The organism is Chryseobacterium rhizoplanae, assembly GCF_900182655.1.
GTDB lineage: Bacteria > Bacteroidota > Bacteroidia > Flavobacteriales > Weeksellaceae > Chryseobacterium > Chryseobacterium rhizoplanae.
Genome location: NZ_FXTC01000006.1, coordinates 306,649 through 327,910, shown reverse-complemented (window position 1 = coordinate 327,910; position 21,262 = coordinate 306,649). Strand labels below are relative to the sequence as shown.

The 21,262-nt window shown below is 39.2% G+C and carries 10 protein-coding genes; 4 read left to right on the top strand and 6 right to left on the bottom strand.

Going from position 1 to position 21,262, the window contains the following annotated elements; translation table 11 throughout:
* The first annotated feature begins 192 nt into the window (after window positions 1–192).
* Complete coding sequence (locus tag FN817_RS15525) at window positions 193–1,062, top strand: T9SS type A sorting domain-containing protein (protein ID WP_142718743.1); 870 nt, start codon at window positions 193–195, stop codon at window positions 1,060–1,062.
* A 271-nt stretch (window positions 1,063–1,333) separates the two neighbouring features.
* Here FN817_RS15525 and FN817_RS15520 read toward each other — a convergent pair whose 3' ends face one another.
* From FN817_RS15520 to FN817_RS15510, 3 genes are all read right to left on the bottom strand, one after another.
* The gene (locus FN817_RS15520) at window positions 1,334–1,726 is read right to left on the bottom strand and encodes a Rid family hydrolase (protein ID WP_142718742.1); all 393 of its coding nucleotides are present in this window, start codon (window positions 1,724–1,726) and stop codon (window positions 1,334–1,336) included.
* Window positions 1,727–1,865: 139 nt separating this feature from the next.
* Window positions 1,866–2,450 carry a Crp/Fnr family transcriptional regulator gene (locus FN817_RS15515; RefSeq protein WP_142718741.1) on the bottom strand — a complete coding sequence of 195 codons (585 nt, stop codon included), beginning with the start codon at window positions 2,448–2,450 and terminating at the stop codon, window positions 1,866–1,868.
* Between the two features lie 212 nt (window positions 2,451–2,662).
* Window positions 2,663–3,361: a DUF1826 domain-containing protein gene (locus FN817_RS15510; RefSeq protein WP_142718740.1), complete on the bottom strand. Its 699-nt coding sequence runs from the start codon at window positions 3,359–3,361 to the stop codon at window positions 2,663–2,665.
* Window positions 3,362–3,548: 187 nt separating this feature from the next.
* On the opposite strand from FN817_RS15510, the gene FN817_RS15505 reads away from it, so the two are divergent.
* Entirely contained in the window at window positions 3,549–4,367 is an 819-nt protein-coding gene (locus FN817_RS15505) for a helix-turn-helix transcriptional regulator (protein WP_142718739.1), read from the top strand.
* Between the two features lie 2 nt (window positions 4,368–4,369).
* On the opposite strand, the gene FN817_RS15500 is transcribed toward FN817_RS15505, so the two are convergent.
* From FN817_RS15500 to FN817_RS15490, 3 genes are all read right to left on the bottom strand, one after another.
* On the bottom strand, window positions 4,370–4,813 hold the full coding sequence (locus FN817_RS15500; protein ID WP_142718738.1) for a YybH family protein: 444 nt from the start codon (window positions 4,811–4,813) through the stop codon (window positions 4,370–4,372).
* 157 nt (window positions 4,814–4,970) lie between these two features.
* Window positions 4,971–6,836: a T9SS type A sorting domain-containing protein gene (locus FN817_RS15495; RefSeq protein WP_142718737.1), complete on the bottom strand. Its 1,866-nt coding sequence runs from the start codon at window positions 6,834–6,836 to the stop codon at window positions 4,971–4,973.
* 71 nt (window positions 6,837–6,907) lie between these two features.
* A complete protein-coding gene (locus tag FN817_RS15490; RefSeq protein ID WP_142718736.1) occupies window positions 6,908–11,797 on the bottom strand; it encodes a PKD domain-containing protein in 4,890 nt (1,629 codons plus the stop codon).
* Window positions 11,798–12,273: 476 nt separating this feature from the next.
* Between FN817_RS15490 and glsA the strand changes: the two genes are divergently transcribed.
* Both glsA and FN817_RS15480 read left to right on the top strand, forming a co-directional pair.
* Complete coding sequence (gene glsA, locus FN817_RS15485) at window positions 12,274–13,287, top strand: glutaminase A (protein ID WP_142718735.1); 1,014 nt, start codon at window positions 12,274–12,276, stop codon at window positions 13,285–13,287.
* Between the two features lie 925 nt (window positions 13,288–14,212).
* Window positions 14,213–21,244 (top strand): type I polyketide synthase, encoded by a 7,032-nt coding sequence (locus FN817_RS15480; RefSeq protein WP_142718734.1) that lies wholly within the window; start codon window positions 14,213–14,215, stop codon window positions 21,242–21,244.
* Window positions 21,245–21,262 lie beyond the last annotated feature (18 nt).

The window sequence follows — 21,262 nt, the reverse complement described above, 5'->3', positions numbered from 1 at the left end:
GAGAAATGCTTCAAAAGTCTTATTTACAGCTTTTTTGCTCTTTTAGAGTATCGGGATACTCACATAGGCTTTTTTCCTGCTCACTTGCTCATTCGTTCTTTTTTTTTCCTGAAAAAAGAGACAACTTGTGTCTGCTTATCGGTAACGGCGTCCCGTGATAGTAAAAGAACGCCATCACAAAAATATTAGCTTATGAAAAAAATTTTAACAGAGATCTTTAGATCATCAGAATCATTTTTAAGAGCAAGAACAGCAGGTTTTCTTCTTGCATCTGCTGTATTTTGCAGTACAGTTTTAAGTGCGCAGTTTGTTCCCGTTGATCCTTCCGGTACAAAAGTAAATGTAAAGAGAGAAGATTCATTCCTATCATCCAATACTCCAGGAAATGTTCCTTCTTCAGTATCATTGGAGTTTAAGACAGGTTCTATAAGCGAAACTCGAAGCTTCCCTGAAGGGCAGATAAGTAACCGAAATTATACACTTCCATACATTTTTACTCCTGTTGGGCAGCCACCAATAGTACATACTTTTAAAGTTTATTTTCCCTACCCAGGACTGACAAGCAGGTATTATCCGATTCCTACGGCAATTGGAGGTTCTACAACTATTATTCCCGGATGCTGGTCACCTGAGATGGATCGTGGGCTATTCTATGATATTGGCCCCACTAACAGCTATAGCTATGGAGTAACTCTTACCCGTACCGCTTCTACAGAATATCTTCTTCAATGTACCAAATTTTTATGCCATATATGTCAGCCTTGCCCTCCTGTGATTCCAACCTCTAGTACATCGAAAACAACCGAGCAGAATAAAGCTAAACTCTATCCTAACCCGAGCAGTGGATTTTCTGAGCTTGAATATAATGCTTCAGGAAACGAGACGATTACTGTCATGGTTACTGATATAGCTGGCAAAACAGTATACGGATATAAGACAGATATTGCTTCCGGACTCAATAAAATGCCAATAGATATTCAAAATACCGTTTCAGGAACCTACTATGTCAACTGGCACTCCAGTAACGGAAAAGCGGGATCACTACAGTTGATAAAAAAATAAATACATACCGGTAAAAACTAATATTGATGAAAGAGCGCACCTTGGTGCGCTTTTATGATAAAGGATATTATTCAGTAAAGTCTTGTTTCCAACAAAATCATTTTCCAGCAATTCAGATTTTAATTTGCTAATGCCCATCTAAATATTAGAGCAGATGTTACACCGTCTAAATTTACAATGAGTACATACTTAGATTTCATGATCTAAGCCTAATATTTTAAATGCATTGAACTCCCTTAATCAATGATTTTTGGAAAATTCAATGGTAAATTTATGCTGTTGCAATAATTTTAATTTCGACAAGCTGTCCTGGCAATGCGAGTCCGCTTACTCCCACCATTGTACTGGCTACAGTTTTAGGATTATTGTAAAATTCTGTTTTGAAATTTTTCCTTACCTCAAAAGCAGCCGCCATATCCATTGCATAAATCACTTCTTCTACTACATTTTCCATTGTCATATCATATCTTGACAATAGTTCTTTGATATTCGCATAGGTGTGCTTCATCTGCGCTTCCATCCCTTCTGCCAATTCGCCTTTTTCATTGTGACCCAATTGACCGGAGATCCATACTGTATTCCCTTTTTTTACCGCTTGTGCGTATCCGTAGATATCTTCCCAAGGCATTCCAAAGCCTTCTGCTGTTTTATTTTCCTGTGACATTTTTTTATATTTTAAATTAATAAGGCAAATGTAGAACAGAAAGAAATCTTAGAAATTTAACTGGTTTAATAAAAACACTTACGACAAAAAAATGCCGGATATTTTCATACCCGACATCTATAATTTTAAATGTATTGATTTATTTCTGTTTATTCGCTAAACGTTTCCTGATGGTACTTACAAACTCTTTTGAAACGCCAAGATACGATGCAATATAATACTGCGCCACACGCTGCGGAATCGTTGGATAAACTCTGATAAATTCCAGATAACGGTCTGTCGCAGGCTGAGAAATAGTATTAACCAAGCGGTTTTGAAGTGTCACCACATACCGCTGCATCATCAGCCTAAAGGCTCTTTCAAACTTTGGAATTTTTTGTAATAGCTCTTCCTTCGTTTCCGGATTCAGCATATAAATTTCGGTATCTTCCAAAGTTTCGATAAAAATCTTTGATGGCGTTTTATTGTTAAACGAATCAATATCGGTAATCCACCAATCTTCAACGGCGAACAGAAGCGTTACTTCAAAACCGTTTTCATCAAGATAATAAGTTCGCACACAACCCTCTTTGATAAAACCCTCGAACTGGCAAATTTCTCCTTCACGCAAAAGATGTGTTTTCTTTGGAAACTTCTGAAGTGTCAGCAAATCCTCATAAATTTTTTCCTCTTCAGGGGTTAAGCTCACGAACCGCGAAATGTTTTTAATGATATTTTGAAACATAAATTTATTTTACGGCTGCAAATTAGGAAAAAGTCTGTAAACATCGGCCTTCAGAGGTCCGTTTCTCCGACCGTAATTGTCATTTACTTTCGTATTTTTTTGGTTTACAAAACTTTATTTTCATTTTCAAGTTCTTTATCCAAATGATCATTGGAAGATTATTTATCCACCGGAGTAAAAGCATCCTGCTTACTGTTTCAGAATGTAATTTATCAGCAAATCAACAGCAACCGATATTCACCATCGTTTTCTATGGGAGCTCTATGAACACATGGCAACGCCTGCTGCTCCGGATGATCTACAGCAATTCTCCATAGATGGCCTACTCCTAGATTCACGGGTTCTGCATTGGGTTTAGGCTGATAGTGAAGATCAAAGAAATATTCTTTGAGGAAGTCTTCAAATTCTTCTTCCGGACCATCATGCAGTTTTTTGAGCTGTTCCCTGATCTCAGGAATCAAAATTTTCTGTTCCACCTGGTCATTGGGAATGATATCACTTGCAGTTCCATGATAGGTACATAAAAAAGTATCTGTTCCGATAGGTGAACGGTCTACATGATATGAATATACATCTGTTGAAATGAAATCAAATTCGTCATCCCTTTCATAACATTTAAGCAAATTAAGAACCGGAGATGCTCCAAAGTCAGTTAATAACTGTAAATCATTTAAGATTATTTTTCTTGCCTTATCTCCTTCTTCTGATAATTGCAATGCTAAAAGATCTTGAGCGGAAACTACAGTGATATCGTCTTTCAACTGAAGTTGAGAAATGATTTCTTTAAAATTCCCAGCTAAATTCCGATACCAGCAAATTGCATTCATTGCTCCTTGAAAATTGGTATTGACAAGTTCTGAGAAAGAAGATACCAGACCTATTTGCTGATTGTCAGAAAATATATTGCTCATGTTTTACAATAAACAGTTTAATTGTCTGCAAAAATACGGAATAGGTTGTTCAAATTGTCATTACAAAAAAATCAGATGTACTTTTAATATAAGCGTTTTTATTTGATACTCTTCTTTTCTCTTCATATGATATTTATTCCTAACTTCGAAGAAACTATCCCTCAACGAATTAACACCTCCAAAAGCTATGCAAATTTCACCTTCCGCCAGCTTAGTCCCTTACATAAAGAGTTATACCGTTGTGACCATCGACAATGATCTCAGGGATGAAGTGTTTTATCCCAGCGGATATGTAGATCTGATCATCAATATTTCCGGTGGTGCTGCTGCAACTATTATCAATGGAAAAAGAAAGGATACTCCGGATATAGAGCTTCTGGGGCACCTCACTCTTCCCACCCGGCTTACCGTTGCACAGGGAACTTCTGTATTGATAGCGCGGATCTATCCATATGCCGCTACTTTATTCTTTTCGGATCCTTTGTCAGAGTTCACGAACTATGCTACAGATATGTATGATGTGGCAAAAGGTGAAAACAGAGATTTGTATGACCGCATCATGCAGGCTGATAGTCTTCATGCAAAAATCAATGTTTTGGAAACATACTTTCTCCAACAGCTGAAAAAAAATGAAAACCGAATAAAGAAAGCCGCAATACTCCAGGAACTCAGCCAGCAGTTTTTGATGAATCATCACCCATTGGATCTTTCAGTTTTGGCTAAGGATTCAGGATTATCGGAAAGATATATTCAAAAGCTTTACCTGATGAATATGGGCATCAGTCCTTCTGCTTTTGCGGCTGTCATGAGATTTAACAAAAGTCTTCAAATGGTTCTCAACACTCCGGAATCACTTACAACTATAGCTTATGACTGCGGGTATTACGATCAGGCCCATTTTATCAAAGAGTTTAAAAAATTTACAGGCATTACCCCTTCTGCATCCAGGCATTCACTGATTAAAAATGATGTAGACCTTCAACAGGCCGTCAATATTGGTTTTTGATTCTATTTTGCAGGATGATTGCTGCTGAACATATCACGGTGCATCTTCCAGCCTTCTTTTGTATTTTTCCATATCACGATTACTTTTCCATCGTCCAGTTTTTTACCTTCTAAATCTTTCATTTCGTAATAACTTTCTTCAGTAACCGATGTTTTACCATCTCCGTACAGGTTTTGAATCGTAAATTTAACATGCACCTTAGGACCTCCCTTAAAGAAATTCAATATCTGCTCTCTTCCGCAAACCGGTGCCGCATTGGGAGGAAACAGACAGGCATCATCTGTATACCTTGTTAGAATTGATCCGTCATTTTTATTCGCCAGATCAGCATAGATGGCGTTACTGGCTTCAATAGTTTTTCTTACTGTTTCCATAAGATCTTTAGTCTGGGCATTACACCATGAGGTAAGAAGTAATAGCACACATAAAATAAGTAACTTTTTCATTTTAATTTTTTATACAAAGCAACTACTTCCTGCGGGCAAAAAATTGTAAAATAACGAACAAGTTTATTTTTTTAAATCAAAATCATCTATAAAAAACAGCATCCTCTTTGGAGAACACTGTTTTATATATAAGGTTATTAATTTTCAGTTTTGTTTTTTACTTCTTCAATATCTTTTCTGTTACTGTAGAAGATTTTGTTTTAAGTTTAATGTAATACACTCCTGTCTGAAGAGAAGATAATACTATTTGCTCCTGCATCAAATTCAAAGTTCCCTGTTTTACCAGCTGTCCTGCAGCACCAAAGATTTCATAGGAAACCAAAGATTCTTTGCTTCTGATCGTAAGTATATCCTGAACAGGATTCGGATATAGCTGTATTCCTGCCTGAACGGCTGTTTCTTCTACCGACATCTGACTGCATGCCGATTTAGCATATTTTGTAAAAAATGATTGTGATTTCCCTCCTGCTACATTGACAGCCATTGTATTGACATTATCATTAGAATCTGTAAATAATTGGTCATGGAAAAAACCTCCCACAATATAGTTGCCATCTTTATCTGCAGCAACTGCCGTAAATTCATCTATCACATTGAAATTACTGTGGATTTCTCCCGCTCCCAAAACAGCTCCTGTATCTTTGTTGAGCCTAACCAATAAAGGATCTGATCTATCCCCATCAGGTCGTGTCATGGTGTAACTTCCCCAGATATCAGACCAGCTTCCTTTGGCAAAAGCAACTTCGTTTCCATTGATAGCAAGGGTTCCCTTGGTAAAACGATACCCAAACTGAAGGCCGGACATTCCCTCAGGAGTTCTTGCCCACTGTACCGAGCCAGCGGCGTTAAGCTTCATCACAAACGGAACGGCTTCAACATAGCTTCTTAAAGGAAAAGTATAACTTCCAAAAGTTGCCGGCACTGTTATCCCATTGAAATAACGCCCTGAAATGTAAATATCTGAAGTCGCCGGATCTTTTATAATAGAATGAATTTCATCATCCGTACTTGTAGAACCATTATTAAGTTCTTTTCTCCATACCTCCGCTCCGGTAGTTCCGTCAAAAGCCAATAAATAAGCAGCTTTCGTAAAGGGTACATTATTATAGGAAAGATCAAGCAGCGTACTAAACCCTGCATCCATTCTTTTCCCCGCAAGATAATAACGGTTCAAACTTTCATCATACACCAGGTTTACTTTCCCTTCTCTTCCTACTGCATATATTGCATCTCCTGTGATAGGAAGAAGTACAGGTGCTGCAGGTGTCATATTACCATTATCATAATTGAACTTAACCGCATAATACTGATAGGCTGAAGTAAATGTTGAAGGCACTGTAATCAAACCATTCAGATGGGTTCCCGCCCGGAATCCCATAACAGCATGGATATTTTTGGAAGAATCCATATACATCATCTGGACGTCACACATACGGGAGGAGTAGTTAACATCTCCCTGCAAAGGCTTGCTCCATGCCAAGGTGCCGTCTGAAGTATTATATTTCAACAGAAAAGCTGCTTTATGGGCAGGATCTATCGTTTGATCATAATGAGTATACAAAGGTAATGTATGGGTGTCATCAAAATGTACCGGAACGGCAGTAGGATCTCCTATATATGAATTATTATAAATGGTAGCCATTATATATAACCCTCCGTTATTATCCACTTTAATATGCCAGGCATTTTCTCCGTCTCCCGAACCTCCTATTGGTCTGGACCATCGTATATTCCCTTCACAATCGGCAGAAAAAAGAAAAAGGTCACTAAGCCCATAATTGTTTACAGAAATTCCATTCAGGTTTTGTCCCTGCTCACGCATCGTTGCAAGATAATAGGTATTGTTGTTGTTATCCACTACAATATCCCTTATGGATTCATCAAATACATAATGAAACCCGGGATCAGCCGAGCCTGTTATTCCTCCGGCCTGTTTTCCCCATTGCCACTGATAAGTCTGGCTAAAAGATAATGCTGGCAGTATCATAAGCAGTCCCCACAGTTTGTTTTTTAATTGTATCATAAAAATTCTTTTAGTTTTCACATACTATAAAAAAGCAGTGCTCTCCGAAGAGAACACTGTTTTATAAGCTACTAATTTTTAATTAGTTTTCCTTGTAATGAAGTGTCTCCCGTTTGTACAATGACAATGTAAACACCTTGCAGCCAGCTGTTAACTTCTACGTCTACCTCTCCGGAAGCCGCTTTCAGTTCTTTACGGAATTTGACATTGCCCATGGCATCAAAAACTGTAATCTGTTTTGCAAGTAATTTTTCACTGCCCGTATTATACGAGATTTTCACTTTTTCCTTTGCAGGATTTGGTATCATTTTCAAAGAAGAAACTGAAGCCGCAATTACGCTTCTTCCTGCACTTCTCATCCCCATCCAGTCCGGATCTGTTGCTTTGGTCGTAAACTTACATGTTTCATTTGAGAATAAGATCTCATCTGTACCCTGGAAGTTTGAGTTTGGATAGAATGCCAACGGATTAGCGTTCATATCATACACTCCTCCTGCCGGAATAGTGATGATAGACGGAATATAACTTCCATATCCATTAAGACTCGAAACAGTAAGGCTTATCGGCTGGCTTCCCATATTCTGGATAATACCAGTTACTTGATAATGATCTCCAACCCACTTCATGGCTTTGATATTTGTCTCAAGCTTACAATCTGATTCAAATCCACATTCTTTACCCGGATAGTAATTCATCGTTCCGGAAGTAAATATACATCCTAACTGGGAGATCTGTAGCTGATAGGTTCCCGGAGCACCAATATACAACGGATTAATAAAAGCATTGTTTCCGCTCTGAATACTGTTTGCGAACAGCTGCCACTCATGATGGTCAAAGATTCCTTTTGGTCCTAAAATATATTTGTCTCTAAGACATTCATCATAACATCCTGTAGGGAATACCCACATCAGACTCTCAATACTTAATGGAACTTCTGTGTAGTTACTTACTTTACATCCGCTTGGCGCAGTATAAATAACCTGATAAGCACCTCCTTCATTTACTGTAATAGACTGACCCGTCATTCCATTACTCCAGTTGTAATCTCCTGCAGATGGTCCTGATGCTGTTAACTTAATTTTATAAGGCTGGCAGTTCACCAAACTATAGGTTACCGTAACCGGTGATGGTGGAGGACTTACCGTAACAGTAAAGTTTTTAGAACTTGTACATCCTGATGCACCCGGAGTTCTTACTTCCAGAGTATAAACATAGGTACCTGCAGGTAATGATCCTGTATCGAAAATAATCGGATATGGACCAGGACTCCATGGAGCTGATACCAATCCTCCGTTTTTCTTCCATTGGTATTCCAATGTTGTATCCGTTACAAGGCCGCTAAGCGTTGTAGAAGATCCTTCACAGATGTTAGCTTTTCCGGATATGTTAACATATGGAGGATTTTTAAGTGTCACAGGGATTGCTTTCGTACTCATGATACTTGTTCTACATCCATCTGAAGATACCAGCACCGGCCAGTAGCTTCCTGATTGAGTTGGAGTGAAAACCGGAGAATCTGGTGCTCCAGCCACAGGCTGAGAACCATTCATCCAGATGTAATGACTTGGAGATCCAAGAGTACTTGTAAATATGATATTAGGAGCACTTCCTATACAGGCAACAAGAGCCGGAGGCGCCATATTACCATCAAGAGTAGCTTCTTTCACACTAATATTAATGACAGCAGAAGTATATTCACATCCATTAGGAGTTTTAATTTTCAGCTGTATTGTTTTTGTTCCGGCCGTATTGTACGTTATGGTAGCATCCGGTCCTCCGGTTACATAAGATGTACCATCAAAGATCCAGGTATAAGTATTTCCGGGAACATATGATATAGGAGAGAATGTAATCGCCTCACGCACACATATCCATGCCGGAACCAGGAAGCTGGTGCTAGGAACCGGAGCCAATGTAATGGTCTGCGTGGTAGTACACGTTGGTTTTCCAGGTGCAGACATTGTCATTGTAAAGGTATAAGTACCTGGCGCCAGATTGTTATAAGTAGCCGTCTGTCCTGTTTGATTTGGCTGACCCGGGCTGGAGAATGTGTAAGTGATAGATGCCGGATTGATTTCAAATATAGTTGATGTATTGAAAAGAGTTACATTATAACCTCCTCCATTACATACTGTACTTACATTGAATTTAGGTTCGTAGTTCTTTCTTACTTCTACTCCTTTGCTGTACCAGCACGCACCGTATCTTAAACGTACAAAAACAATATGCGCAGCAGGAAGATTCGTCTGATATACCGGTGTAGCTGTTCCCTGTCCTGAAGACAAAGTAAGTACACTATCTGATAACCACTGAATCTCGTCAGGAGTTCCAATGTAAGATAAACCGGTAACAGAAATTGTATTACAACCTGACCATTGTGGAACAAAACTGATCTGAGGGTCTGTTGTACAACCTGCACTGCTCGGACATAGCTGAGTGACATTAACATTCTGAGAAAAAACCACACAGTTATTAATATCCACCGCACGTACTTTATATGTTCCGAAAGCCCCTGCACCTGATATGGTATATGAGTTTGTATTAGCACCTGGTATAAGTGAATTATTTTTATACCATTGCCATGAACTAATATTCGTAAGCCCTGTAGAACTGTTCGCCGTAAGAGTATACGGTGTCATTGTGGTAGGATCACATACCAGGATATTATATACCGGAGAAATGGTAATAATAGTCTCTGGATAAATAGTAAAGTTTGCACTTGCTGTTGGGTTATAACTACATCCGTTAGTCCCTGTATATGTTACAGTAACCACCTGAGAAATATTACCTCCTGTATTATTCGAGATATACCCATTATTGGGGAAGCTATAATTTCCTGACGGGTTGAAAGCTGTAGTATAAGTTGTTCCGTTAGCAAATGTGAAAGTAACATTTGTAGCCGTAGTAATTGTCCCCTGATTTACCGTGAAAGAAAGGTTTGAACCTAAACAAACCCCACCCACACTTGTAAAGTTTACTACCGGAAGCGGTATTAAAGATACCGGTATGCTGATAATTTTTGTTACCCCGCATTTTACAATTCTCAGATTCAGAGTTGTGCTGCTTGTAGAAGAGATCTCATTGAAGTTTACAGTAATATTAGCTGTACCCTGCCCTCCTATCACACTTCCGAAATTGGAACTTCCAAATGTCCATTCCATAAATTCAGGAACAATTCCGTTCAGATTAGCACTGAAAGTCTGAGTACTACTCGGACAGAAAGGTCCTGGATTAGGATTAATCGTAATAGAGTTAAGATCTAAAGGCGCTACATTGAACGTAGTTGGAGCCGAAAGACACCCTGCACTGCTGATTGATTTATTCTGTGCAGACACCGTATATGATGAAGCTCCGGCGTTAAAGATCACCGTTACAGAAGAACCCGCATTACTTCCCTGAATTGTTCCATTGGTAACACTCCAAACCGGAACCATTCCAGGATCAACAGGGCTGATCGTATATACATAAGGTCTTCCGGAACATACTCTTGTCTCTCCGGAAATAGTACCCGTAGGGGCCTGCGGAATTGGTAACACCTTAATGATTCTTGCATTACTTTCACACCCTCCACCTTGTTTAGTAGCAGTAATAGTATAAGTACCAGCTGCTGTAAAAGTGTAGCTAAATGGCCCTGTAGTTACTCCAGATACAAAAGAAGATCCGCCTGTGGTAACTTTCCAGGTAACAGGAACGTTAGGGTTAGTTGTAAACACCTGGCTTGTTCCTGCACAGATCTCATCCGTACCACCACTTACTTCTACCGGAGCTTCCACTACAATGTCAATAGAAGCCTGACCTTCACATGGTAATAAGGTATTGTGATAATTGGCTACAAGGTGATAAGTACCCGGCTGGGTAGCAGAGAAAATAGCTTCGTTTCTCTGTTGAGTATAATACAACTGTCCTCCTGCAGGCCCGCTTACGTTCCATTGAACGCTGGTTGTAGGCCATTGAGGAATTGAATACGTATATTGTTTACCTGCACATACTACCGCCTGTCCTTTTACTTTTGCATTCGCTAAAACTACAGGAATTTTGATAGTAGTCCACTCAGGACAAGCACATTCAGATAAGTACATTACATACCCGAAACCATCAAGCGGATCTACCTGATCCCACTTCACTTCGATTTCGCTTCCGTAATTATTTACAATAGATCCTCCAATGACTTTCCATTGTCCTTTATTACATCCGTCCTGTGCGCTGTATTTTTCAATACTGCCTTCACATACTACAGATGCACAGTTGATCTGTACAGGATCTGATTTCAATACCTTGATTTCCTTTTTGTAGGTATTCTTACAGCCGCACTTATTCGTTACAGTCAGACGGACCGTAAAGGTACCAGGAGTAGTATACACATGAGAAGGTTCAAAAGCTGTGGAAGTAGAGGTTACTCCATCTCCAAATTCCCAGAAATAATTGATAATATCCGATCCTCCGTTTTGTTCAGAAAGGTTATCAAAATACACCGTCGTATTTTTACATACGGTATAATCCAGGTTTAACAATTCAAATTTAGCAATCGGTCTGTTGATTTTTTCAATACAGATCGTCTGGGTTTCAACAGTTCCGTCATTATAGGTAATAACAGCCTGTAAAGAGCCATTGCCTGCAGCTCCCCAGGTCACATACGCTGCCGTATTTCCTGGTCCTGAAGGCGTTAAAGTTCCTCCTGAAATAGTCCATTGTACATTAGAGACGTTCGCTCCCTGAACAAGATATTTGACAGGATCTATTGATTTCTCACATACACGTAAACATTGGGAAGAGTTGATGTAGGAAACAGCGACTCCGTTGTCAGGAATCTGGTCTTCTTTTTCGCCACGGAATTCCTGGCATCCAACCTGTTCAGTCCATGTAATTCGAGCTTGTGCTTGTAGTACCCACGGTACCAAAAGCCAACATAGTAGCAGCCATCTAAAGATGTGCTCCCTACCAAAATAGGTGTTGTTTTTCATAGTTATTAAAAAAAAGTTATTAATTTTTTGTCAAATTAATAAAAATAATAATACAAAAATCATTTAATAGTGAAAAAATAACATTATTTCACTATTGAACCCCAACCATATAGACAAATTCATGATTATATGTTATTTCACAGACATATTAGTTATATTAAAAAAAAAACATCCTTTCTTATTATCTGAGGTTGCATAATACTTTTAACGAAAAAAAATACATAATTTCCAACATCTCAATAACCAAATCAATAACCAAAAACATAAATTGTTTATATTTTTCTAAATAAATCGATTTTATATTAAAATTAATCACATTTAAAGCTATCAAAATAGGCTCTGATTTTTAGATTAAATTCCTCATGGTTGACACAAACATTACAGGGTATAATAAATGGGCATTGCTGACAAGATCAAAATACTTTATCTTTGTTTTTTGAGGTTTACCATAAACATTTTATTAGAAGATCTTCTCTATGAAAAACAACAGCTTTTTATTTTCTGCAAAAGGAATTTGCACTGCAGCTTTTCTTTCCTTAAACACAATAATTTACGCTCAGAAAACTGCAGATATTTCAACAATTTCAGAAAAAACGCTCAATACAATTCTGGAAAAAAACAGGGCTTATTATACACAGGGTAAAGTGGCTGATTATATTCCCGAACTGGGAAAAATGGACGCTAAAGCAATTGCTTTTTCAGTAGTAGATAAAAACGGAAAAGTATTCAACACAGGTGATGTGAGTAAAAAATTTACAATGCAGAGTATTTCCAAGATCATATCATTAATGGTAGCCGTCAACGAAAAAGGTGAAGCCCATATTTTTGATAAGATGGGATATTTCGGTTCTGATAAACCTTTCAACCATTTTTCAAACCTTGAAACCACAGGCAAACCGCTCAATCCTATGATGAATGCAGGAGCTATCCTTACTACTTCGTTAATTTCAGGAGAAGGCGAGAAACCTTTCCTTAAAATTCTGGATATGGTAAGATATATTACCAAAAATCAAGCAATTGAGTATAACAAATCTGTTTACGAATCTGAAAAAGCAACAGGACACCGTAACCGGGGAATGTTTTACATCATGAAAAACAGCGGACTGATTTCCGGAAATGAAGACCAGCTGGATAATTATTTCAAACAATGTTCTATTGAGCTTACCGCTGAAGATCTTGCAAAAATCGGTTATTTCTTTGCTAACCAATGCGTAAGGTTTGATGGGGATGCTACTTACAAGAATGCAGATATGGCAAAACTGGTGGAGTCACAAATGCTGACTGCCGGAATGTACGAATTCAGTGGTGAATACTCCAGAACCGTAGGTCTTCCAAGCAAATCCGGTGTAGGAGGCGGAATTACCGTAAGTGTTCCGGGAAAAATGGGAATTGGCGTATTCAGTCCATCACTGGATCAGCACGGCAATTCACTGGCAGGATATCACATGATTTTAGACCTTGCAAAACAATACGGATTAAGTATATTTTAAATTGTAAAAGCTCATTAATTTACAGATCGCTCACCAGATAATAAAAATTATATGAGCCTACACCCTTTAAGGGGGATATTTATCAGAAAATCTTAACGGTCAACCTAATTAAAAAAAACAGTAAGTATATCAGATACTTACTGTTTTTTTATGAATTTCGGAAAGATATATTAATTATTCTTAAAATTATCTATCTCTTTATTTATCAAAAAGATAGGGAAAGTTCATAAATAATTTAAATTAAATCACAATATATTGATTAATTTTATTTAAATTCGCTTTGCCGTTTTATCAGATTGATAAAGGCAATTTTTACATTTCGGAACCTTATTCATTCTATATTATCTTTTTGTAATATATGCAAAAACAAATCTCTTGTTTTTGAAATATTTTATTTTTTATTCCTATATTTGCTTAACATTTCTTTAACTATAATTATTTATAATTAAAGTAGAGAAGATTGTACCGGCATGTTTCTAAGAATAAATAAACAATAAATATATTTTAATAACATATGAACAATTGATATTTTTATATTAATAAATAATTATCAAATTGTCTTTATGATTAAAAAATATTTACATTTTTATTATTTTTATTCACTCATAACAGAAAAACACCATCAATACTAATGGCATCCGTGTTCTGGTATGAGATATCATTAACTATTCCTATACCGTAAATGCTATGAAAAACTTGACTAAAATCAGGCTAATGCCTTTTGAAAAACCGGACACCAACCTTACCTCATGCAATCTATCAACAAACAATAGATTCTTGAATAATTACTATAAAAACACATCCATCATTAAAGATTTAACAAAAACCAATTTTATTATATCGTAACAAAAAGCGATCGCCTTAATACCGAAAGGCCCTGCATTTTGTTATGAATCTCTTGCTATCATTCAATAATTATCACGCCATGAAAAACTTAACCATTATTGGACTGACGCCTTTTGAAAAACCAGACGTTAACCTTATCCCTAAACTACACCAGGCGGGTGCATTTCCCGTTTTAAGTTTAGGAAATGAAATAACGGCTGCACAGGAAGCGTTACATCAACTTGACAAGATAGACGTACCATCGTATGGTATTTATTTTTCTAATGACAATTTCACCACAATTCAAATTCCTGAAAAAGTAAGGTTCGCTATCCTTCCGTTCGGAATGCCAAAGCCCTTCAATCTGCCTGCAGTTTATCAGGTAAGCAGTTTGGAAGAAGCCAGACAGGCTGAACAATCGGGAGCAGAAGGAATCATTATCAAAGGAAATGAAGCAGGTGGATGGGTAGGCTATGAATCCACGTTTGTATTATTTCAGCGTGTGATCAAAGAAATTCAGAGTATTCCGGTGTGGGTACAGGGAGGAATAGGTCTCCATACTGCAGCGGCATCAAAAGCATTGGGAGCAACAGGAATTGTACTGGACAGCCAGCTGGCCCTGTTCCCAGAAAGTTCAGTTCCAAAAGATCTGAAAGAAGTATGCTCAAAACTGAATGGTACAGAAACTAAGGTGATTGCTAACCATCGTGTATTGGTAAGACCCAATTCACCGGTATTACCAGAAAACACAACTGCTGAAGATCTGAAACAGTACTTCAATGGTCTGGACCTCAGCACATGTTATATCCCTATGGGACAGGACATTTCGCTGGCAACAGACCTGTATGAAGATTTCAAAACCCTGAAAAAACTGGTTTTCGGATTCAAAGAGGCCATGTATGGGCACCTGAAACAGGCAAAAGCACTTAAAGTAATTGATAAAAACAACCCTTTAGCTCAGGAACTGGGTCTTCGTTACCCTATCGCTCAAGGTCCAATGACCCGTGTAAGCGACGTTCCGTTATTTGCAAATGCGGTAGCAGACGCCGGAGCTTTACCTTTTGTTGCCTTATCCCTATTGAAAGGAGAATCTGCAAAATCTCTGGTAATGGATACCAAAAAGCTGGCTGGTGAAAAAACATGGGGTGTAGGTATTCTTGGATTTGCTCCGCAGAAATTAAGAGAAGAACAGACCTCTTATATATTAGAAGCTAAACCTCCGGTAGTTTTGATTGCAGGCGGAAGACCAGCTCAGGCTAAAGTATTTGAAAAAGCCGGAATAAAATCATTCTTACATGTTCCTTCCCCTGCCCTTCTGGATATTTTCCTGAAAGAAGGTGCCAGAAACTTCATTTTTGAAGGACGTGAGTGCGGAGGCCACGTAGGTCCCCTTTCAAGTATGGTTCTTTGGGAAAAACAAATTGAACGTATCTTAAAAGAAGAAAACCCTGAAAACATCAGTGTCTTTTTTGCAGGAGGAATCCATAACGCATTTTCAACGGCGTTTGTATCCATCATGGCCGCTCCATTAGCTGCAAGAGGAGTAAAAATTGGGGTATTGATGGGAACCGCTTACCTTTATACTCATGAGGCAGTACAGACGGGAGCTATTCAGGAAGAATTCCAGTCGCAGGCTATGCAGGCAAAAGATACCGTCTTATTGGAAACAGCTCCGGGACATGAAACCCGTTGTCTCAATACAGCGTTTGCCCACCATTTCAATACAGAAAAAGCAAAGCTTCTTGCTGCAGGAATGGATAAAAAACAGGTGTGGGAACAGCTTGAAAAATTAAATGTAGGCCGTTTAAGAATTGCGGCTAAAGGCATAGAACGTCAGGGTGATAAACTTGTCAGCATTCCTAAAGATGACCAACTAGACTTAGGAATGTATATGATAGGACAGGTAGCTACGATGCACAATCGTGTGATCTCATTAGCGGCTCTGCATCAAAGTGTTGTAGACAACTACGGGCATATTCAGGATGCAGCGTTACCGGAAGAACCGGTTTCTACAGAAAAGCCATTGGATATTGCTATCGTAGGAATGGAATGTATTTTCCCGGGGGCTAAAAACCTGGATGAATACTGGAGAAATATCATTTTAGGAAAAGACAGCGTTACCGAAGTACCGGACGAAAGATGGAATAAAGACCTTTATTATAAACCAGATTCCAACGAATCGGATGTCTCACATTCCAAATGGGGAGGATTTATTCCTAAAATTGATTTCGATCCGCTGGCATTCGGAATTCCGCCACAATCTCTTGCAGCCATTGAACCTACACAGCTGTTAACTTTATTGGTTGCCAAGCGTGCAATGGAAGATGCAGGATATGGTGAAAAACATATCAACAGAGAAAACATTTCTGTCATTATAGGTGCTGAAGGAGGTAATGACCTTGCCAACAGTTATAGTTTCAGAGGATATTATAAGCAGGTTTTCGGAGAACTTCATGAAGAAGTAAAAGAAGCCTTCCCACATACTACAGAAGACTCATTCCCGGGTATTCTTGCCAATGTTATAGCAGGCAGGATTACAAACCGACTGGATCTTGGCGGCAGAAACTTTACCGTAGATGCAGCTTGTGCTTCTTCATTAGCTGCTATTGATCTTGCTTGCCAGGAACTTGTGTTAGGAAAATCTGATATGGTTCTTGCAGGAGGAGCAGATTTACACAACGGAATCAATGATTACCTGATGTTCTCCAGTACTCACGCCCTTTCCAGAAAAGGAAGATGTGCTACTTTTGACGGTGAAGCAGACGGTATTGCTCTTGGAGAAGGTATTGCGATCCTTGTTTTAAAAAGATATGAGGACGCTGTACGTGATGGTGACCGTATTTATTCAGTAATCAAAGGCGTTGGCGGATCCAGTGACGGTAAAGCACTGGGATTAACTGCTCCAAGACAGATAGGCCAGGTAAGAGCATTAGAACGTGCTTATTCCCAAGCTGGTATCAGTGCTGCTTCTGTAGGTTTAGTGGAAGCTCACGGTACAGGAACGGTAGTAGGTGACAAAACCGAACTAAGTGCATTAACTAATTTATTCAGCCGTTCAGGGGCATTGCCTGGGCAGACTCATTTAGGTTCTGTGAAAACCCAGATCGGACATACAAAATGTGCGGCAGGATTAGCAGGATTGATCAAGGCTTCCCTTGCGGTCTATCATGGCGTAAAGCCACCTACTCTTCACCTTCAGCAGCCTAATGCTTATTATAACGCAGAAACCAGTCCATTTGCCTTCCATGCAGAAAGTGGATTATGGGCGGAGAAAAACCGTTATGCTGGGATCAGTGCTTTCGGATTTGGAGGAACAAACTTCCATACGGTAATTGCCAACCATCCTAAGGAAGATAACTCAATTGCAATGCAGTCATGGCCTTCAGAACTATTTGTTTTCCGTGGAGACACTTATGAAGAAGCAAAAGGACAATCAAGCCAGGTAAAAGCTTTATTAGAAATTAACGATGGGATTCCATTAAAAGATATCGCTTACAGTTTAAGTATCAGTTCAGAAAAGCCAATCCAGTACAGTATTGTTGCAGACACCGCTGAAGACCTGATGATGAAGCTTGAGCTGGTATTGCTGGGGATTGAGACAAAAGATACGTTTACCGTGAATAAAAAAGAAGGTAAAGTAGCCTTCACTTTCCCTGGACAAGGCAGTCAGAGAATCAATATGGCTCGTGACTTATTTGTAGTTTTCCCGGCTATGCGTAAGATTATTGATGAGTATCCGGAACTTGAAAAAGTAGTTTTCCCATCTAAGACTTTTAACGAAGCTGATTTAAAACGACAAAAAGAAACTATTAAAGATACCCGTTTAGCACAACCGCTTTTAGGGATTGTAGACCTTGCATTGGCTAAATTCTTAGAGTCATTAGGTATTATTCCTGATATGCTGGCAGGTCATAGCTACGGTGAAATTCCGGCATTATGTTTTGCAGGTGTATTTGGAGAAGATCAGCTGGTAGACTTAAGTGTTCAGAGAGCGCAGTCTATCTTAGATTCTGTGGAAGGTGGAGATCCGGGATCAATGCTGGCAGCAAGTGCTACTGCAGAACGTTTACAACCGATTATTGCTAAAGCAGAAGGATGCTATCCGGTGAACTTTAACGCTCCTACACAATGTGTCATTGCCGGAAGTACAAAAGCGATCAATAAATTACTGGAAGTTCTTAAGCAGGAAGGTATTTCTGCTAAAAAGCTTGAAGTTGCCTGTGCTTTCCACAGTCCGTTATTAGCAAAATCCAGGGATTTATATGCTGAGGTATTGAAAAATGTTCCTTTCGGGGAAATGCAGATTCCTGTTTGGTCCAATACCACAGCTGAGGTATATCCGTCGAATCCATCTGAAATAAAAGAAAGACTTACTGACCATCTGGTACAGCCTGTAAGATTTGTAGAACAGCTTCAGGCAATGTATAATGACGGCGCAAGAATATTCATCGAAGTAGGACCAGGAAAAGTTCTTACCGGATTGACCAAATCCTGCCTTGAAAAAGATCAGCTGACCTTATATGTTGAAGACAACAGCCGTAATAAATTCAGCCACCTGCTTTGCATGCTGGCACAATATTTAGGAACTGGCCGAAGCTTCAGTATTGATAAGCTTTTCGATGGCCGCAGCGTTAAGGTTATTGACCTTAACCAACCTGAGCTTTACAAGAAAAGCCCTGCCATCTGGCGTGTTAACGGGCAGACTGCCCACCCAACTCATGGTAATCTTCCATCTAATGGTGCTTTACCACTCATAAACCCTATTCCCATGAACAATTTTACTAATCAACCACAGGCCCCTGCAACTGAAGCTCAGTCTACTGCTGAACGCATGCTGCAGGAATATTTAAACAGCATGAAATTAATGATACAGGCACAACGCGATGTGATGCTTTCCTTTATGGGACAGAATCCTCAGGCGTTCCCTGCTCCTGTATACAATTCACCAATACCAGCTCCGGCTCATCAGCCAATATCTACTATTCCGGTTCAGCCTGTTCAACAGGAAAGACCGGTAGCCGTTGCAGCTGTGAAGCAAGCTCCTTCAAAAGATATCAAATCCTTATTACTGCAGGTGGTAAGTGACAAAACAGGATATCCTCAGGAAATGCTGGGCATGGAAATGGACCTGGAAGCTGATTTAAGTATTGATTCTATTAAAAGAGTTGAAATCATCGGAACACTTCGTAACGAACTGGGAACCTTAGGTAACGGAAACACCAGTGAAGACACCGTTATGGAGCAATTGGCAGGAATAAAAACCTTAAGCGGTCTTGTTTCATGGCTTACTGAATTCTCAGGAGCTGAAACAACTGCTGCTGAAAAAAACGGATCTGCAGCTGAATCAACAGCTTCAACACCACAAGCTCAACCGGCATTCTCTCTTGAAGATCTTCAAAATGCTATTTTGAATATCGTAAGTGAAAAAACAGGATATCCGAAAGAAATGCTAGGTCTTGACCTTGATCTGGAAGCAGATTTGAGCATCGACTCCATCAAACGAATGGAAATCATCGGTGATCTTAAAACCAAGATCGGGTTTGGTCAAAACCTTGAACAGGCTGATGATATCATGGAAAAACTGGCTGCCATTAAAACGCTTCGTGGTCTGGCAAGCTGGATCAGCGAAATGAATGGTGAAGCGAACGAAACCAGCGAAGCTACTCAGGAAACAAAAGAAACAAACAAGGTAGAGCCAACTCAGAATGTACTTTCACGTCTTCGTTTTGATATCACACCTACTGACGCTTCTTTAGTGCAAAATACAGAAGTATTGCAGGGAAAACATTTTGCAATTACTCAGGATGACAACAAACAAACCTCCGCGATCAAAGAAGCCCTGGAAAAACATGGTGCCATTGTAGAAATCGTAGATACAGAAAAAGATCTTTCAGACATTGACGGATTAATTATGCTGGATCTATTCTCAGCAACCGATAAACCAAGTATTATCGATCACGTAGATCTGATTAAAAAACTGGATTTTGATAAAGCAAAATGGGTATACCTGATCTCAGATATTCCGGCACATATTCAGGAAATTACTGACGTAAGCATATTGCGTCATCACCAGGGATATCCGGGACTTTTCAAGAGTTTAGCAAGAGAATTTGACAATACAGCTTGCAGACTGATCAGCCTGAGTACTCCTCAGGAAGTAGATCAGATTGCTGAAATTACCTTAAAGGAAATTCTTACGAATGATAAACCTGCTGAGATCATTTACAAAAATGACCAACGACACAGAGTAGACATCATCCCTTCCCCATTGTCAACAAGTTTAAATGAAGCCCACATTCAGCTAGATCAAAAATCTGTGGTATTGGTATTGGGAGGTGCACAGGGAATCACTGCCGAATTGGTTAAACATATGTCTCAGGCCTATCCTTGTACCTATATTCTGGTAGGAAGATCCGCAGACCCAAGAAATGAAGTTTCTGCAAAAGACTTCCAAGGCATGAAAACAAAAGAAGAAATCAGAGGTTTCCTGATCAGATCCGGACAATTCACTTCTCCTGCAGAAATAGAAAAAGAAACGACGAAGATCTTCAAAAACAATCAGATTCTTCGTACCATCCGTGATATGGAAGAACTTGGAAATACGATTGTTTACCAGTCATTGGATCTTTGTGACGAAGAAGGTTTAAGTAACCTGATCAGCGATATCTATGAAAAATATGACCGTCTTGATGGAGTAATCCACGGGGCAGGGCTTTTAGAAGATAAACTATTCAAGCAAAAGACGACAAGCTCTTTCGGGCGCGTATTTGATACCAAAGTAAAACCACTTCGTGTATTAGCGGAGCAGCTTCGTACAGACTGCCAGTTCGTCGTATTGTTCTCAAGTATTGCTTCCGTATACGGTAACAAAGGTCAGACAGATTATGCGGCAGCCAACAGTGTACTGGATGATTACGCGAATGCTTTAAATAAAAGATTAAAAGGAAAAGTAATCTCCATCAACTGGGGCCCATGGAAGGGAGCCGGAATGGTTTCTTCCACCCTGGAATCAGAATATGAACGCAGAGGTATCTCTATGATTCCTTTGGATGAAGGGAAAGAAATATTCCTTAATGAGATCAAATACGGAACGGAGAGCCAGGTGCTGATCATGTCAGGAAATAATTGGTAAAACACTGCAGAAACTCAA

What these genes read in the sequence shown, in the direction of transcription:
- FN817_RS15490 (WP_142718736.1), bottom strand. Translation starts at nt 11,797, where the DNA reads ATGAAAAACAACACCTATTTTGGTAGGGAGCACATCTTTAGATGGCTG.
- FN817_RS15505 (WP_142718739.1), top strand. Translation starts at nt 3,549, where the DNA reads ATGCAAATTTCACCTTCCGCCAGCTTAGTCCCTTACATAAAGAGTTAT.
- glsA (WP_142718735.1), top strand. Translation starts at nt 12,274, where the DNA reads ATGAAAAACAACAGCTTTTTATTTTCTGCAAAAGGAATTTGCACTGCA.
- FN817_RS15480 (WP_142718734.1), top strand. Translation starts at nt 14,213, where the DNA reads ATGAAAAACTTAACCATTATTGGACTGACGCCTTTTGAAAAACCAGAC.
- FN817_RS15510 (WP_142718740.1), bottom strand. Translation starts at nt 3,361, where the DNA reads ATGAGCAATATATTTTCTGACAATCAGCAAATAGGTCTGGTATCTTCT.
- FN817_RS15515 (WP_142718741.1), bottom strand. Translation starts at nt 2,450, where the DNA reads ATGTTTCAAAATATCATTAAAAACATTTCGCGGTTCGTGAGCTTAACC.
- FN817_RS15495 (WP_142718737.1), bottom strand. Translation starts at nt 6,836, where the DNA reads ATGATACAATTAAAAAACAAACTGTGGGGACTGCTTATGATACTGCCA.
- FN817_RS15500 (WP_142718738.1), bottom strand. Translation starts at nt 4,813, where the DNA reads ATGAAAAAGTTACTTATTTTATGTGTGCTATTACTTCTTACCTCATGG.
- FN817_RS15525 (WP_142718743.1), top strand. Translation starts at nt 193, where the DNA reads ATGAAAAAAATTTTAACAGAGATCTTTAGATCATCAGAATCATTTTTA.
- FN817_RS15520 (WP_142718742.1), bottom strand. Translation starts at nt 1,726, where the DNA reads ATGTCACAGGAAAATAAAACAGCAGAAGGCTTTGGAATGCCTTGGGAA.